We start from the raw sequence: 17,450 nt of genomic DNA, 5'->3' as shown, positions 1-17,450 counted from the left end.
ACACAGAGGGTAAGACAATGAGTGAGGTCACAACGTCAGCCGATAAAAGCCCTGGTCGCGTTTTTTACTGGGTAGAACGCATCGGGAATAAAATCCCCAATCCATTTTTGCTGTTCGTCTATTTAATCGTTGTTTTAATGCTGGCCACCGCGCTGTTCTCCTGGCTCGGCGTGGCGGTGAAAAGCCCGGCCACCGGCGAGTTGATCAAGGTGAATAACCTGATGAGCGTGGCGGGCATGCAGTGGATCTTCCCGAATATCATTCATAACTTCAGCAGCTTTGCCCCGCTGGGTGCGATTTTGGCGCTGGTGATCGGTGCCGGACTGGCTGAGAAGGTTGGGTTGCTACAGGCGCTGATGTACAAGATGGCCTCACGCGTTAGCGCCCGCTATGCCAGCTACCTGGTGTTGTTTATCGCCTTTTTCAGTCATATTTCTTCCGACGCCGCACTGGTGGTGATGCCGCCGCTCGGCGCGCTGATGTTTCTGGCGGTGGGCCGCAACCCGATAGCCGGGCTGCTGGCCGCTATTGCCGGGGTTGCCTCCGGCTTTACCGCCAACCTGCTGATCGTCACCACCGACGTACTGCTTTCCGGCATCAGTACCGAGGCCACCAAAGCGGTGGACGCCGCCGTTCACGTCAGCGTGATCGACAACTGGTACTTTATGGCCACCTCGGTGGTGGTGCTGACCTTCGCCGGGGCGCTGTTGACCGATAAGTTTATCGAACCGCGCCTGCCCAAATGGCAGGGCAGCGCCGAGGACAAAATTGAGACGCTAACTCCACTACAGAACCGTGGGCTGATGATGAGCGGCATTGCCGCGCTGGTGTTTATCGCGATTATCGCCGCCCTGGTGGTGCCGGAAGCGGCCCCGCTGCGCGACCCGAAAACCGGCTCGGTGATCCCATCGCCGTTTATTAAAGGCATTGTGCCAATCATCATCCTGTTCTTCTTCACCGTTGGCATTACCTATGGCGTGGTCACCAAACAGATCAAACGGCCAGACGATATTCCCAACCATCTGATAGAGCCGATGAAAAGCATGGCCGGCTTTATCGTGATGGTGTTCCCGCTGTCGCAGTTCGTGGCGTTCTTTAACTGGAGCAACATGGGCAAGTTTATGGCCATCGGCCTGACCGATATGCTGGAGGCCGCCGGTATGAGCGGTGCCCCGGCGTTTCTCGGGCTGATGTTTCTCTCGGCCTTCCTGTGCATGTTTATCGCCAGTGGCTCTGCCATCTGGTCGATTCTGGCCCCGATCTTTGTACCGATGTTTATGCTGCTGGGCTTTCATCCGGCGTTCGCCCAGATGATTTTCCGCATCGCCGACTCTTCGGTGCTGCCACTGGCACCGATGTCGCCCTTCCTGCCGCTGTTCCTCGGTTTCCTGCAGCGTTACCGCAAAGACGCCCAGCTCGGCACCTATTACGTGCTGATCCTGCCCTATCCGCTGGTGTTCTTTGCCGTGTGGATTTTGCTGCTGCTGGCCTGGTACGCGCTCGGCCTGCCGATTGGCCCGGGGGTTTATCCAAAGATGGGATAAAGGTTGTCGGCCTCCTTGTATCGGGAGGCCGGAAGCATTCAACTCATCAGAAACGATAGCCAACGCCGATGTTGAAGCCATTGATAGAACGGTTTTTACCACCGGCATCCAGGCTGGAGCCTTCGTAGCCAATATCCACCGCCAGATTCTCCATTGGGTTAACCTGGAAACCGACGCCGTACATAAAGGAAGTTTTCTTCTGGTTACCGCTCTCTTCACCCATATATTCGTAAGAGCCGTTTGCGTAGTTATTCCAGGATGACTTGTAATCAACTTTGTTATAATTCAGGCCCAGCAAGCCGTAGACGCTGACAAGTTGGTTAAAACGGTACGCCGGCCCCACAGACAGTGAGTAGTATTTCACTTCAGCATGGTTATCAATGACGTCGCGATAGAGATTGTAAGACTCGTTCTTGTCACCGCTCATATAGGTGAATGAACTGATAACACTGACTGGCGAATCCCACTCGTAGCGGTACTTAATGTTCACGCCGTTGATATTCTTGAAGTCCTGTACCTTGCTCTGCGCATAGCCGGCAGTGATAGTGCTTTGCCCGGCCTGGGCCGCCGTGCCGAAACCCAAAGTGGAAACAACCAGAGTGGCGATGACTAACTTTTTCATAAAATCTTCCTTAATTGTAAGTGGAACAACTTTAGTGCTTAAAAATAGGTATCCATATCGCATTGACGGCATAAATGGTTCGTTGGATATAATTAAAACCAATTGATAGATAAGGTTAGAGCGTAGCAAATCCGGCATTATAATTAATCAGTAGAACCGGTAATTTGCGAGCGGCCACACATCAATAATAATTCCTGCCACCCAACAGACCGGTTTTATAGTTGCATTCTTTGTCTTCATTACCCCACGACCTTGGTGCATGGTTACTGCTGGTCAGGTCAACAACACTTACACCCGAGTTGGATGAGTAGATGTCATAATCGTGCCCAACCTCAGGTATAAAATTTGAAGAGCGCGTAGCTATGATTTGATTATATTGTGACCTAAACGTCTCTTCTTTATAAGTGATACTGACATGCTGATTCGCTTTGATTTTATACTCTATCGCATCCATCCCCTTCATCTCAGTAGAGGGCGGCAACATACCTGGCAGTTTCTTATTGTAGGTAGATTTTATACCCATGACGTTGACACCAGCAGTCAAACTCTTGGCATCCACAAGTTTGTAGCACTGTCCTGCTTTTTCATAAACCTCAAGAGTTAATGGCGGCAGGTAGTTTTTCACCCTGATCCTGGAAAAATCCGCACCTGCGTAATCATCTACAGATTTTGTTAAGCTCACGGAGCAGCCAGAAACAGCGCTGACTGATAGAAAAAAAGCAATCAATCTTATTGATATTTTCGAAACCACAGCCACTCTCCACTTTTATTTTCAAATAATCACTTCGTTAGTAACAATATAACCCATATACAGTTTAAAATTTTAACAAAAATAAAGAATATCAAAGTTGCATCGTCTTAATCATCAGATTTAACTTTACGCGATTTATACCAATCCAACCCCCTAAAAATAACAGCAACCAAAGAAATTGCACTACCACCAATAAAGCCAAAGAAAATAGCCCTATGAATTTGTTCAACAGGGAAATCGAACTCCCCTTTGGTTAAAAACAATACCGCTGAAATCGCCACTCCAATTAAAAACAAGAAAGTAATACAAAAAAACCAGCTATAAATAAATAACTTGGCATATTTAAAAAATAATCTAATCATTTCTTATTTTCCTTTTCATCAGCGGGCTTTGAGACATCCTTTATAAACCCACTAGTAAACTCTGATGACATACCGCCAATAAAATCATATACATACCCTGGAATTTTATCGTCGCCAAGGATCGTCTTGACCCCCTCAGGGGCGTACTTACCAAACCCGCCCCCCACAAGAGCGCCACCCGCTGCAGCACCAACCGAAACTGGATCAGCCCCATCAGTAAAGATCGTTCCGCCAATTGCAATACCGATATTGGCTGGGATACCTCTTCCTGGTGCCAATCCTCCCGTGACTGCCGCCGCCGTGGTACTCCAATAATCATAAGTTTTGGTTTCATGCCCTGGTTGATTCATGTCATACCATTGATACGCTGCATTCGCTCCGCCACTTAAGACGGAGCTGACGGCAACTTTACCGATCGATGCTGCTGGCCCAAGGTAAATCGCCCCCGCAATCATTGCGCCATCAGCGTAACCATTTACTATCACTTTAGCGATATCGGCTCCCTCAGGCATATCTCCCTTGGCGTAATGACTCATTGCGGCTTGAATTTCATCGAACGATTTTCCTTCGTTCATCATACTTGCTTGTAGAGTAGTCGCCCCCTGGCCATAACTCATCAACCCTGGTGGTAAAGTAATATTCTGGTCATTGTTCTCAGAGGTATTCTTACCGGATTGCCCGCCAGTGACGGCTCCGGCCGTATCACCGCTTGCCAAACCACCGGCCAAACCGCCCGCGAGCGTGGCCAATGCAGAAACCGTCTGGCGCTGCTCTTCACTCATTTTACTGAAATCGCTGGTACCGAACATCGCCTCGGCAATCGCCTTGGTACCCAATGCCGCCGTCGCAGCGCCCGCAGCACCGGCAGCAACCGACTGACCTTGTAGTTCTGCCAGTGCACCAGCCACCACCGCATGCGCGATAATACGACTTTCCTCATTTGGCGCCAGACGGTGTATCTGTTCCGCCAGATAAGGCGCAGCCCCACCGGCAATTGCCGCCTGCAGATCGCCACCGGCCAACCCTTGCACCGCAGCGACCGCTGCCTGCATACCTTGCTGTACCTTACCCCCCGTACCATAACCCGACTCGCTAAACGCCTGGTTATAGGCCGTCTGATAAATCTGCGCGTTGATATCCTCAGCGGTGATCACCTCACCAGGCTTATCTGTCGCCAGCTTGTCTGCCGCCGCCTTGCGATCGGTATCGGTGACGTTATTCATCTTCTCTTTGGCAGCCTTGGTGGCCGTGATCGCCCCCTCGGTCCGCGCAATGTCCATAGCCTGATTGCCGATCTCGCCGATCAACTGCGCCTGCTGCAGGCGTTTCTGCTCTTTCTCTTTATCGAAGATCGGGCTCAGGGTTTGGTTGGCGTGCTCTACGTCGCGGCTCAGGTCACTGACGTTCTGCGTCTGTTTGTCCTGATCGCGGATGATGATGGTGCCGTCACTCACCGCCGCACCGGGAGTTATTCGGTTGTGGCGGCAGGAAGTTGGGATATTTAGGGCTTAGAAGCAAGAATCCCGGTTCGATGGCCGGGATTCTTGCTTCTAAGAGTTCAAACAACTCATCTATAGTAAAAATACCAAAAAACAAAACCAGCAGGTGGTCCCATCCAAGTTAGTTTGAGACAAATAAATAAGTCTTCCTCTGAAAATGGAAAGTTACTATTAACATCCCAAGCTAACCAAGCTCCTAATAAACGTCCAAACATTGTCAAAATGAATATGACTAAACTTATTGAACAACATAAGTACAAAAGATTAAGTAATGACTTCGTACTATTTCTCATTACTTTTCCCCGTATTTTTTTGTAGTTTATCCTGAACCATACCTGACACGGCTGTATCGCCAACATTACCGATTATGGACGGTAATGGATTCTGTGGAGCTGGTTTGGTTATTGTCCAAACTCCTGTCGGAACCCATTCATATTGTTTTGATATTGGGTTTAGTTTTTTATCAAATGGCACTTTTATAACATTACCTGCCGCATACCCAGCGGAAGCACCTGCTTTACTCAACAGTGCTGCAATAAATGGATCATTACCACTAATTTCAGCCTGATAGTACCCGCCAGCTGCGTTCCACATGACTGTTGGGTTATATCCTTTACCGGCTGTAATTGCGCCGATAACTCCCGTTCCTATAACATCCGACAACTTCACCTCACCCGTCGTACCATATTGGATGCCAGCTCCAAGCGCAGAAGACACACCCACAGCAATTAATTGCTCTTTCCCTTTAGTTACGCCATTCGTGATTATGGCTTTTCCTCCCATCACAAGTACCGGCCAAGAGGTAGGATCGGTGACAACCGCCAGTACACGATCTCTGGTGGTAATATTATCTTTCAGGAACTTAAGATCTGACCCATTAAGATAATTTACCAGTGCTGCGGCGTCTGGATCCTTCAATTTCTCACTCAAACGGAACTGTGCCGGGTCAGCATCTCGGGCGACATTGGTATTCGCCTGAATAACCTCTTCCCAAGTGACACAAGCAATACCGCCCCCCGTGCAGGCGTCAGACAGTTCTTTACTATTTTTATTACTGATTTCTATGTACTTTTCAAGCACCGGTTTGCAATCTCTCCCAGCAGCTTTGCACGCTGATAACTCTTTATCAAGCTGACGGGATTCCGTCTCACTCAACCAGTTGTTCTCAACCACCGTCTTACCGGTCTGCGCACCCGCGATTGCATCAGCACTGCTATCACCAATCAACCCACCGGCCAGACCTGCTGCGAGTGTAGCCAATGCTGATACTGTCTGCTTCTCCGTTTCGCTCAGTTCACTCACCGGCTTACCGTAGGCTTCAGTAGCAATCATACCAATAAGTTCAGCGGTCGCAGCACCACCCGCACCAACTAACGCGTTGTTGCCCTGAGCCGCCGCCAGCGCACCATTAACCGCTGCATGTGCCAAGACTCGGGCTGCAGGATCTTCGATACTGTCTGCTATGACTTTGGTGATATAAGGCGCAGCTCCATTAGCCAGTGCGCCCGTCAAATCACCACCAGACAATCCTTGAACGGCTGCCGTGGCTGCCTGCATCGCACGTTGAACCTTACCTCCCGTACCATAGCCCGACTCGCTGAACGCCTGGTTATAGGCCGTCTGATAAATCTGTGCGTTGATATCCTCAGCGGTGATCACCTCACCAGGCTTATCTGTCGCCAGCTTGTCTGCCGCCGCCTTGCGATCGGTATCGGTGACGTTATTCATCTTCTCTTTGGCAGCCTTGGTGGCCGTGATCGCCCCCTCGGTCCGCGCAATGTCCATAGCCTGATTGCCGATCTCGCCGATCAACTGCGCCTGCTGCAGGCGTTTCTGCTCTTTCTCTTTATCGAAGATCGGGCTCAGGGTTTGGTTGGCGTGCTCTACGTCGCGGCTCAGGTCACTGACGTTCTGCGTCTGTTTGTCCTGATCGCGGATAATGATGGTGCCGTCGCTCACCGCCGATTGGGTGGTTGAGCTGTCGTGTCCGCTGTTGTTGGCCCCCACCAGCAGGCCGTTGGCCATGTTGCCGGCAAACTGGCTGCCGATGCTACCGCCGGAACTGATGCCCACGCTCTGGTGCTCCACCTCGAAATCAGCCTGATTGTGGATGTCCTTAAAGCCCAGCGTCCCAGTATCGAGCTTGTTTTTGTCCGCCGTGGCGGTGCTGCCAATCACCGCGCCGTTAAGCTGGGTATGTTCGCCTACCGTCAGATCAAAGCCGCCCTTACCGGCGAATATACCGGTCTGCTCCTGCACGCTGTCGTAGTTGCTGTGCATCTTGTCTTTGCTCAGGCTGATGCTGCCGGAGCCGGTCATCGAGCCGAAGGTAAAGCTGCCACCGGCGCTGGCGTTCTGCTGTTTGGAATCGTAACGATCGCTGTCCTGCTGGCTTTCCAGCAGCAGATTGCGGCCCACGTCGGCCTTCACCGTTTCGCCGGTGACCTGTGCGCCGATCAGGTTGGTGTCGCGTCCGCTGGTGATGTTGACCTGATTACCGGCGTTCACCGTGGTTTCGGTATGGCTGGTGCCATTGCCCTTATCAAAGCCTTTGCCTTTGTTGAGGCTGGCGGAGACGCTCAGCCCGATGCCACCGGAACCGACACCGATACCCACGCCCAGCGTGCCGCCCTGGCTTTCGTTCTTGCCGTCCAGATACTGGGTGTTGGCGGCAGAAAGCAGGTTCACGTCACGGTTGGCATTCAGGGTGACGTCTTTACCCGCCTGCAGTTGGCTGCCCTGCACGGTGATGTCACCATCCTGGCCCTTCACGCCGTTGCCGCTGGCGGTGATGCTCAGGTTGTTGCCCGCCGTCAGGCTACTGCCCTGCGCGGTGCTCTGCCCGCTGTTCTGGGTCGAGGTGGAAGACTGGGTACCGTAGGAAATACTGATCCCCACCATGTTGTTATTGGCCGGATCGGCACCCTGCGCCTCGGCTAACCGCGCCGCCTGCACCGCCTGCACGCCACTTAGCGCCGCTTTGGTGCCCTGCAACGCCGCCAGGCGGCTGTCGTCGGTAGATTTTGCCTGCTGTGAGGTTTCCACCGCGGTGTTCAGCGCACTGCCGACCGTGCCGGAAAGCGCCAGCGTCAGCCCGGATTTCTTCTGTTCAACCTTGTGGGTCTGGCTGTTCTGGTCCTGCGCCTGCGTCACCGACACATTCTTGCCGCTCAACGCCATGTCTTTGCCAGCCACCAGCTCGGAACCGGTCACCGCCAGGTTGTTACCGGCACCCAGCGTCAGGTTGCCATTCACGCTGCCGAGGGTGCTGCCCTGATTGGTCAGCCCCTGCGCGGTATCGGTGGTTTTCAGGCTTTCGGTACCGTAGCTGATGCCGATGCCGCCGCTGCTCATCAGGCCGGATTTCTTCTCCTGCTTGAGGTGCAATTCGCGATTGCTCTCGGCCGCGCCAGTCACGGTCAGATCGTTACCTGCCAGCAGTTTCACGTCCTGAGTGCCGGCCACGCTGCTGCCCTGCACGCGCAGATCGTTACCTGCCAGCACGTTGATGCTGTCACCGCTCAGGGTGCTGCCCTGGACAGTTTGGCGATCAAAGCTGTCGCGGGTGGTGGTGGTGGTTTTCGACATCAGGCCGTTGCCGCCGGTCACCTTATGACGTTCGTCCAGATCGCGAGTGTTCTCACCGTTGAGGATGTTGATGTCATGACCGGCATTCAGGTTCAGCGCCTCACCGGCGGAAACCGTTGCCGCACGGGCATTGAGATCGTTGCCCGCGTTGAGGGTCACAGCCCCCTTGCCGACCACTTCGCTGCCCACCTGCTGGCTGTTGCCCTGTTTCAGGCTGTTATCACCGTTCCAAATCAGGTTGTCACGGCTGGCGGTGGTCACCGTATTCAGGTTGAGATCGCGTCCGGCATTCAGCACCGTCTGGCCGTTCTCACCGCTGTTAACCACCTGCGCCGCATCCAGTTTGATGTCGCGACCGGCCTGCAGCATCAGCTTGCCGTCGGCGCCCTGCACATACATGCCCGCCACTCTGTCGATGTTGGTGCGCTCGAAGCTGTTGGCGCCGTTAACGCTCTGCGCCGTACGGGTGGTGCTGATGGCATTAATGTCACGCCCGGCGCTGGCCAACAGCGAGTTGTTGCCCTGGATCACACCGCCAATATTGTTGATGTCAGTACGGGCAATCAGACCTACGTCGGCACCCTGAATATTGCCCGCTACGTTGGTGATATTGGCCGCGCTCAGTTTCACCACTTCGCGACCGGCGATATGCCCGCTGTTAAACAGGCCTTCCCCCAGATTGAGGTTGACGTTGCGCCCGGCAATCAATGCGCCGGAACCGTCTAAATCGCCCGGTTGCATGCGGGCATACACCTGCGGCACCAGCACGTTTTGCTGGCTGCCGTCCGGTAGCGTGACCTTGGCATTCACCAGCCAGACGATGTCTTTGGTCAACAGCCCCATCTGCTCTGGCGTCAGCGCCACACCGACCTTCAGGTTATATTGCTGGCTAAAGGTCAGCCCCTGATCCATCAGGGCCTTGAACTGTTCTTCGTCATTGTTGTAGCCGTCCAGATAACGCTGGCCGGTCAGATTGATCACCTGTTCGCGGATCAGCCGCTGCTCGTAGTAACCATCGCCCAGACGCTTCAACACGTTGTCCTGGTTATTGGTGGCCTTGGCAATCATGTAGTCCGAACCCAACCAGGCTTTTTGGTTGGTGAAGCGTGGATCGGTTTCCACCAAATACTGCCCACCCGGTGCCGGATTGGTTTTGAACAGGCTGTTGTCAGGTAAGCGAGTGTCCGGCCCGACAATGCGTACCACGCTGTCTACCGCGTCGCCCTGCTGGCTGTTTACCTTGTTGGCGACTTCAAACTGCTGGCCCGGTTGCAAGGCTACGGCCTGGATCACCGGTATCGCACCGCTGCCGATGCTCTGCATCCCGGCGGAGATATCACTGCCGGTCACCACCGCATTCACCCCACCGGCCGCACCGATGGTGGCATCGGTACCCTGTGGCGTCAGCGGCGTGATGGCGATCGGATTGCCTGCAACCTGCCCGTGGTCGATCAGCTGGCTCGGTTTCAGCGCAATAGTCTGAATGGTGGTCGGCGGCGTGTAGGCCGTGGCGTTATGTCCCTGCTTGTCCTTGCCTTTCTTCTTGATGCGGTAGTAATTGATCACTTCCCCGACGTCGGTAGTCAGGCGCTGGCCCGCTACCGCCACGTTATCCACGCTGCCAGCATTAATCGCCAACGTACCGCCCGCGACCACCTGGCTCTTGTCATTAAGCAGATGACCGGCGTTGATCGCCATATCGCCACCGGCGATTATCTTGGCCGGATCGCTTTCCTTGATCTGGGTTTCCTGCACCGTGCGGTTGAAATCGAACTGGTTGTAGTTGTCTTTGCGCCCATCCGGCGTGTTGAGGTAGTTCACCTCATTGTGGGTGATGCGGATCTCGTCCGGCTGATAACGCTTGTCGGAGCCGCTCAGTTGGTATTCGGTCAGCTTGTCGCTGGATACTGTCACCAGCTCGGTGCTGAAGTGGTCATTGACGTTATTGATCTGCCCGGCGGACAGCGCCATGTTACCGGCAGACTCAATGGTCGAGCTGTGGTTGTTGAGGGTGCCCGCCTGTCCGCTGGCAAGATAGTTGGCATCAAGCTGACCGCCAATCGCCATATCGCCACCGCTGTAGATCAACCCGTGCCCGTAGTTGTTCAGCGTTTGGGTGCCAATATCCACCCGTTCGCGCCCGGCCAGCGTGGCGGCGGTGCCGTTCTCCGCCAGGTTGTTGAAGGTCACGGTCTGCACGCCGATGGCGTCACCATAAATACGGCCGGTTCCAATGTTGGTCAGCGTGTTGGCCGTCAGCAGGGTGTGCTTGCCGTCAATCAAGCCGTAGTTGGTCAGGGTGCCATTGACCGTCAGCCAGTCCTGCCCGGCATTGATCTCACCGCTGGCACTGTTGAACAGGTTGTTGGCGTGCAGATCAAGCTTGGAACCCGCCAGCAGTTTACCGCTGTTGGTCACATCACCCGGCGTGGTGAAGTTGAAATTGCCATTGGCGATCATCTCGCCGCTGTTATTGATACCCTGTGCGCTGATCAGGTTAATGTCGCCCAGCGACAGCAACTGCCCGTCGCCGCCGATCGCTGTGGCATTGATGTCCAGCAGCTTGCCCGCCTTGAGGGTACCGGCGGTATTCAACAGGTTTAGCGCTGCGCCCTGCAACTGCAGATTTCCGCTGGCCGCCAATTGGCCACCGCTGTTATCAAGCTGGCCGGCGTTGGTGATGGTCAACTGTTGGTTAGCCAGAATGTTGCCACCACGGTTGCTCAGCGTGCCGGTGTTCAGCATCACAGACTGGCCTTCCAGCCCTTGGTTTTCAGTCTGAGTGCTGTCGTTGGTGAACTGCAGAGCCTTGAGCATGACGCTGGCACCGCTGCGGATCAGCCCCAGGGTGTTATCGATAATTCCCTGAGCACTGTCCAGCAGCAGGTTGCCGACCGCCTGAATTTGTCCGTTGCGGTTATCCAAACCGTCGCTGGTGAGGGTTACCGCCTTCTCGCCGATAATCCGTCCGCCGTTGCTGTTGTCCAGTTTCAGCGCCGCCAGAGTGAAATCGCCTTTGGCTCCCAGCGTGCCGCCCTGGTTATTGAGGCCGCCACTGCTGAGTTGCAGCTGCCCCAGACTGTGCAAGGTGCCGTTCTGGTTATCCAGCAACTGGCCATGGGTGTCGATCTGCATATCCGCGCCCGACTGCACCAGCCCACCTTGATTACTCAGGCTGCCGGTGGTGTTGAGCTCCAATGCTTGCTGCGCCACCAATTTGCCACCGCCGTTCAACAGCGCTTCGGCGTCGAGCTTGAGACTTTTACCGGCAATCATCACGCCCTGGCCGTTGTCGAACACGCCGGTGGTGAGGTTCATGGCACCCTGGCTGGTAATACCGCCTTTATCGCCACTGTGGTTATTGGTCAGTCGATCGACTGCCAGTTCCAGCCGATCACCGCTCTGGATCAGACCGCCATCGTTGTTATTCAGGCTGTTACCGTGCAACTCCAGCACCGTCTGGGCCGCCAGTTGGCCGCCCTGGTTATCCAGCAAACCGAAGTTGATCTTCGCCGCATCGGCGCTAACCAAGGTGCCCTGGTTATTCACCAGATGGTCACTATCCAGCTGCAGTTTTTTACCTGCGCCAATCACCCCAAGATTGCTGTTATCCAGCAGTTCTTTGGCGTTCAGCACCATATCCTGACCGGATTTAATTGCTCCGCCCTGGTTGTTGAGGGTGTTGACCGCAGCCGATAAGTGCTTCTCGGAAGCCAACGTCCCCTGGCGGTTATCTAGTTGGGCGCCGTGCAATTGCAGATCGCCCGAGCTGGCGATAAAACCGCTCTGGTTATCCACCGCTCCGCTGTCGATCGTCAATTTACCCAGGCTGCTGATGCCGCCATTCTTGCCGCTGTCGCGGTTGGTTAAGGCCTGCCCCTGGGTATTGAGAGTCGCATCGCCGCCCGCCTGCAACAGACCGCCGTCATTGGTCAGCGCCAGGCTGTTGATGTTCAACTGCTGCTTGCCAACCAACGTGCCTTTGCTGTTATCCAGACGGCCGGTGAACAGATCGGTCGTGCCGCCGCCTACCAGCATGCCCTGAGTGTTGTCCAGCGCGCCGCTGTGGATCGTCAGCGTCCCCTGGCTGAGGATGCCGCCGGTTTCACCGCTCTGGCGGTTACTCAAGGCTGCGCCCTGGGTATCCATGCTCATGTTGCCGGCGGATTGCAGCAGGCCGCCATCATTGGTCAGCGCTCCGCTGTTCAAGCGCAGATCGCCAGTGGCGGCAATAGTGCCAAGCTGGTTGTTCAGTGCGCCCTTGCCGAGTGCCAGAGCAAGCTCGCCGCCCACCACCTGTCCAGCCTGATTTTCCAGCCCGGCACCGCTCAGTTGCAGGCCCTGTTTAGCTTCGATACGACCGCTGCCGTTGTCCAATACCTGTTGGGCCGCAACCTCTGCACTGCCTGTAGCAGCGGAAACCAACCCCTTGCGGTTATCCAGTTTATCCGCCTGCAGCCGGGTATGCTGGCTGGCCGCTAACTGCCCCTGGCGGTTATCGAGTGCCCCACTGACCTGTGCCTTCAGGCTCCCGTCCTGCGCGGCAATCACTTTGCCATTCTGGTTGTTCAACTGTGCCGCGTTTAGCGTCACGTTGCCGTTGGCGGCCAGTTGGCCCCCCTGATTATCAATACCCTGGCGGGTGTTGAGACGCATTTCACCGTTGCCGCTCTGCACCAGTTGGCCATTGCGGTTAGACAGGCTGTCGGCATCCAACGTGATCTGCTGCGCCGACGTGGTACCACTATCCAGCACGTAGTCGCCACCCAGCATACTGAGCTGGCCGTTGGACAACAGCTTGCCGCCATCGCCCTGCAGCCGAGCGGTATTCACCGTCAGCGCGCCTTTACCGGCATGCACGATTTCCCCGCTCTGGTTGTCGATACTCCCGGCATTCAGCGTCAGGCCATTGCCGTTGCTGGCGATACGGCCACCGGCGTTGTCCAGCTTAGCCTGCGGGCTCAGCGTCAAATCATCGCCGCCAAGCTGGGTGATTTCGCCCTTACGGTTCGATAACTCATGCGCATTCAGCGCCAGTTTATTCGCCGCCAGCTTACCGCCGTCGTTGTTCAACCGCTTGCCGCTGGCGGTCAGTTGTTGCGTTGCTTCAACCTGCGCATTGGCCGTGGTCAAGTCGCCCTGTCCGGCGTCCAGCGTGACATGAGTGGCCGCCGTCCGGCTGCCGCTGAAATCCGCGCCCTGCCCATTAGCACGCAGATCGCCCGCCGCCAGGTTCTGGCCTTGTGCTGTAAGCTTACCGCTGGTGGTCAGTGCCAGTTCGCCACTGCCGCCCAGCTTGCCATCCTGCTGTACACCGGCCGCCAGCGTACTGCCTTTGCCGCTGCTCAGGCTGGCTGCCTGTACTCGTACATAGTTACGCGCAGCGATAGAGCCGCTGTTTTGCACCTCTCCGTCGCTGTTAACCCCGGCATTGCCCGCCGCAAATACCGAACCGCTGTTGCTGACACCGCCCTTCGAGGCCAGTTGCGTATCGCCGCCGCTGCTGATTTTGCCGCTGTTTTCAATCCGGCCGTCAGCAGTCACTACCACACTGCCGGCCTGCGCACCGATATTACCGGCGTTACGCACCCCGACGCCGGTTTCGGTACCGATCATACGGATCTTACCGGCATACATGCCGCCCAGCTTCGCCACGTCCACCGCCAGTTGCGGGCGGGTAGCAGGATCGTCACTCTGCTTGTCGATCTGTTGATGCGCCACATCAACCTTGTTGCGACCGGTGGTTACTTTGAGATCGTTAGCCCAAAGACCGGCATTGATCTTCGTCGAGCGGGCGATGATCTCGGTGTAATCCTGGCGCGAACTGTCCATACCGGCACCTTCAACCACCACTTCGCCGCGTTCGACGTTAAAACCGGTCAGGTTACCGTTGTTCATTTGCGCCTGACCGGTGGTCAGGGTGGCGCGGTTGGCATTGATAAAGCCGCAGCCGTTACAGGTAATACCGGACGGGTTGGCGATCACCACCTGCGCCCGCTGACCGGCCACTTCGATGTAACCGTTCAACCGGCTGGGATCGCGGGAGTTAACCTCATTGAGGATCACCTTGGCTTCGCCCTTCGCCAGCCATGGGTTGCCATCGACCCAGCCGCCCTGTTGGGTTTGGGTCATTTTATGGGAGTTGTTGAGGATCGCGCCCTGCTTGTCAACGTCAAACTGGCTGTAGGTATTGCGGGACACCCCACCGGCGCTTGGCGTTTGAATATTGACCTGTGGCGTACCGTTGGCGCTGTTAACAATGGTCGGCTGCTGGCCACCCGGCGCATTGCCGTCGGCAATAATCGCCGCCTGCACCGGCTGTATGGCACCCAGCGCGATCAGCAAACTAAAGCTGACGGCGCTGATCTTACCGATACATTGGCTCAGCGTTTGACCCAAACCCGGCGAACGGGCAGATCCGGCACGGCCGGAGCGGGCGATATCCGCCACCACCATCAGCATGCCACGCGCTTTGTTGAAAACGATACGATACAGGTTCTTGTTCATGGCAATGTCCTTATTGAATTTCTGACGGCTCGACCGCTAACGGGTGGCTTTCCCACCACTGCTGCGCTTGCTGATGGCTGACCTGCGTACCTTTAAAGTTCACCACGCGTTTTCCGCGTTGATCCCCCCGGTGATACAGCGCCCGTACGCACAGGTGTGGGAAGATCTCCCCGGCGATCAGATTGCGCATTTCCCTCGTATGGCCAAATGGCGCGATCCAGTCGCAAAACCACAGACGATCGCCACTGTTCCAGTCACTTTCCTGCATGTTCACCGCCGGCTGCGTCAGGTAGCGTGCCTCAGCCTCCTGGCTCATCCAGGCCCAGCTGAGGAAGAACACCGGCTGATTTTGCTGCGACACCAGCACATATTGCTGGCGCTTGATAATCGGTAACAGCAGCGTTGGCAAGGTGTGCAACGGCGCATCGCGGTGCATCGGCGAATGCATCCACAGCCAGACCGCTGCGCCAAAGGCTTCCGCCTCACTGTCGTCACCGCCGAGGATCAGCGGCGCTCTGATATCGTATTCGCCTGCTCGCATTGTCATGCCCTCAGTAGTTCCAGCTCAGGTTAAAACCCAGGGTGACCGGGCTGGTGCTGAAACCGTCCGGTTTGGAGAACGGCACACCGGCGAACAGGTCGTAACCGACCTTAAACGCATAGCCGCGCAGGCCGACCACGCCGCCAGCCAGGTGTTGCCCCGCCAGATAGTCAGAACCGTAGCCCCCCACTTCGCCATAATCGGCACCGAAGTACAGCTCTTGCCCCTGCAAGGGTGTGCGCCAGGCCAGATCGTTACGGAGGAACCAGCCGTGGTTGGCATTCAGGGTGCGCTCACCGTCAAAGCCGCGCACCGTCCAGCGGTTGCCGATAGCGAACTGATCCTGCGGCGTCAGCGGTGTATCGCTGATTTGGCGCTGGTATTGCACGTTGTATCTGAAGTTCTGGCTAAACAGGCTGAACGGCACGTCGAGCTGGGCGTTGAGCTGCACAATTTTGCTGAGCGCCGTCGCCTCGCCAAAGGTTTCTTCTGGTGCCGGCAATGCGCCGAACCAGCGGGTGCCGCGCTGATAGCTGACACCGGCGTCCAGCGTGGCCTGTTGAATATAGTGGCGGTGCTGCAACCCCAGCCGCCAGCCGGAGGTGCGCCGACGCTGCACGTCCACTTCGGTATCGTTGATGTAGTTGCTGGATTCGCGGGCCAGCACGTCATAGGTCAGCGTGGTTTTTTGGCTGCCGTTGCGGTGCAACACACGGCTGAGCTGGAAATCCAGGTTCTTGCTTTTGCCGCTATAGCGGTAATCCTGATTCTGACCGGCAATGGTCTGGTGGTAGTCGTAGCTGTTGGCGGTCACCCCGGCCATCCAATAGCCGAACGGCACTGAATAATGACCGGTGATGTTTTTAGTGCCTTTGCCGCCCTGGTTTTGCAGATCGGTAGAGCCGGAGATATAGAACAGATCGCTGAGCGAGAATGGGTTATCCAGCGACAGGGTCAGGCCACCCTGATAACGCCCGGTACTCTTGGTGCCGGAATCATCCAGTGAGGCGCCAATGCGCCACATGCGTTCCTGTTTCCAGTTCAGGGCAATATCGCTTTCGCCGGGCTGTTCGCCGGGAATGATTTCCATGTTGGCCTGCACCGTCGGCAGGCGCTGCAGGTTTTCCAGCCCCTGTTCGATATCGCGCAGATCCAGCAAATTGCCCGCATGGGCCGGGAAGCTGCTGTAAGGCTGAATGTAATGGCCGCTGTCCGGCGTCAACTTCACCTGCCGCACGTAGCCTGGCACCACCACCAACCGCAGCTTGCCGCTTTTCAAATCCTGAGTCGGTGCCAGCACGCGGGTTGTGATATAGCCGTGATCCACCAGCCGGTTTTGCAGGGTGCTCATCAGCAGGTTAATACCCTGCCCGCCCAGGCAACGGCCCTGCGCCTGATTGGCGATACGCTGCAACGGCAACCAGTGGGGGAGTTTTTCCTGCCCGCTCAACTGCACCTGTTCGATAGGGAAGCAGGGTTTTTCCTGCGGGAAAGCAATGCGGCCAAAGCTGGATGAAGGTGGCGACAAGCGAACATCCGGCGTTGGTGGCGTCAGTTGCTGTTCCAGTGCCTTTTGCCGCTGCTGCTGTATGATCAGCTGTTCGTTGTTTGGGGTTGCCGCTAACAGCGGTTGGCTGAAAATAAACAGTGGCAAGACAACGGAGCTAAATGGAATACAGCCCTTGCGCGCTGCAAGGCTGCGCGAAGAGAAAGCGGGATGGCGCATGACTTTTTCCCTGTCGAAAGACAAATAAAAGATAATAATTGTAAAAAATCGCGAACATTATGCGCACGAATAGCCCACAATCAACTTAATTTTGCGCCAAATTGGGGCCTGGATTACAAAAAACAGAATAATAACACTCTGCCACACGAATATACCCCTCACTACCTCACGATAAATAAAAAATATAACAACATGTATTTAAAGGATAAAAAATGAAAATAATTTCATTGTTGATTTAATTTTATGAATAAATGCATCTAAGAAATGCATTTATTCATCACTTAAGAACCATACCGAACAATGACCGTAA

8 protein-coding genes are annotated in these 17,450 nt (G+C 55.5%); 1 reads left to right on the top strand and 7 read right to left on the bottom strand.

The genetic code is table 11. The features are described from left to right. Positions 1-17 precede the first annotated feature (17 nt). The gene (gene abgT, locus F8R23_RS17320; RefSeq protein WP_129939294.1) at positions 18-1,544 is read left to right on the top strand and encodes a p-aminobenzoyl-glutamate transporter; all 1,527 of its coding nucleotides are present in this window, start codon (positions 18-20) and stop codon (positions 1,542-1,544) included. Between the two features lie 46 nt (positions 1,545-1,590). Here abgT and F8R23_RS17315 read toward each other — a convergent pair whose 3' ends face one another. The 7 genes from F8R23_RS17315 to F8R23_RS17285 all read right to left on the bottom strand — a co-directional run bounded on the left by F8R23_RS17315 (position 1,591) and on the right by F8R23_RS17285 (position 17,140). Next, positions 1,591-2,166 carry an Ail/Lom family outer membrane beta-barrel protein gene (locus F8R23_RS17315; protein WP_151415846.1) on the bottom strand — a complete coding sequence of 192 codons (576 nt, stop codon included), beginning with the start codon at positions 2,164-2,166 and terminating at the stop codon, positions 1,591-1,593. Between the two features lie 181 nt (positions 2,167-2,347). Continuing rightward, positions 2,348-2,917, bottom strand: a complete 570-nt coding sequence (locus F8R23_RS17310) for a hypothetical protein (RefSeq protein ID WP_242503240.1) — start codon at positions 2,915-2,917, stop codon at positions 2,348-2,350. Between the two features lie 107 nt (positions 2,918-3,024). Further along, positions 3,025-3,279, bottom strand: coding sequence for a hypothetical protein (locus F8R23_RS17305; RefSeq protein WP_129936375.1), 255 nt, complete (start codon positions 3,277-3,279; stop codon positions 3,025-3,027). Then, complete coding sequence (locus F8R23_RS17300; protein WP_129939296.1) at positions 3,276-4,733, bottom strand: VENN motif pre-toxin domain-containing protein; 1,458 nt, start codon at positions 4,731-4,733, stop codon at positions 3,276-3,278. The genes F8R23_RS17305 and F8R23_RS17300 overlap by 4 nt, the downstream gene beginning before the upstream one ends. A 327-nt stretch (positions 4,734-5,060) precedes the next feature. Further along, complete coding sequence (locus F8R23_RS17295; protein ID WP_244953399.1) at positions 5,061-14,873, bottom strand: hemagglutinin repeat-containing protein; 9,813 nt, start codon at positions 14,871-14,873, stop codon at positions 5,061-5,063. A gap of 10 nt (positions 14,874-14,883) precedes the next feature. Further along, positions 14,884-15,414: a toxin-activating lysine-acyltransferase gene (locus F8R23_RS17290; protein ID WP_129937312.1), complete on the bottom strand. Its 531-nt coding sequence runs from the start codon at positions 15,412-15,414 to the stop codon at positions 14,884-14,886. 10 nt (positions 15,415-15,424) lie between these two features. After that, positions 15,425-17,140, bottom strand: coding sequence for a ShlB/FhaC/HecB family hemolysin secretion/activation protein (locus tag F8R23_RS17285; protein ID WP_129937306.1), 1,716 nt, complete (start codon positions 17,138-17,140; stop codon positions 15,425-15,427). Positions 17,141-17,450 lie beyond the last annotated feature (310 nt).

The sequence above is a fragment of the Serratia proteamaculans genome, from assembly GCF_008830365.1.
In the GTDB taxonomy this organism is placed as follows: Bacteria; Pseudomonadota; Gammaproteobacteria; order Enterobacterales; family Enterobacteriaceae; genus Serratia; species Serratia proteamaculans.
The sequence above is the reverse complement of the archived record's forward strand: the minus strand, read 5'-3'. Positions and strand labels throughout refer to the sequence as shown.

Excerpts from the sequence above, each read along its gene's own strand:
- abgT (WP_129939294.1), top strand. The coding sequence starts at position 18 with ATGAGTGAGGTCACAACGTCAGCCGATAAAAGCCCTGGTCGCGTTTTT.
- F8R23_RS17315 (WP_151415846.1), bottom strand. The coding sequence starts at position 2,166 with ATGAAAAAGTTAGTCATCGCCACTCTGGTTGTTTCCACTTTGGGTTTC.
- F8R23_RS17305 (WP_129936375.1), bottom strand. The coding sequence starts at position 3,279 with ATGATTAGATTATTTTTTAAATATGCCAAGTTATTTATTTATAGCTGG.
- F8R23_RS17295 (WP_244953399.1), bottom strand. The coding sequence starts at position 14,873 with ATGAACAAGAACCTGTATCGTATCGTTTTCAACAAAGCGCGTGGCATG.
- F8R23_RS17290 (WP_129937312.1), bottom strand. The coding sequence starts at position 15,414 with ATGCGAGCAGGCGAATACGATATCAGAGCGCCGCTGATCCTCGGCGGT.
- F8R23_RS17285 (WP_129937306.1), bottom strand. The coding sequence starts at position 17,140 with ATGCGCCATCCCGCTTTCTCTTCGCGCAGCCTTGCAGCGCGCAAGGGC.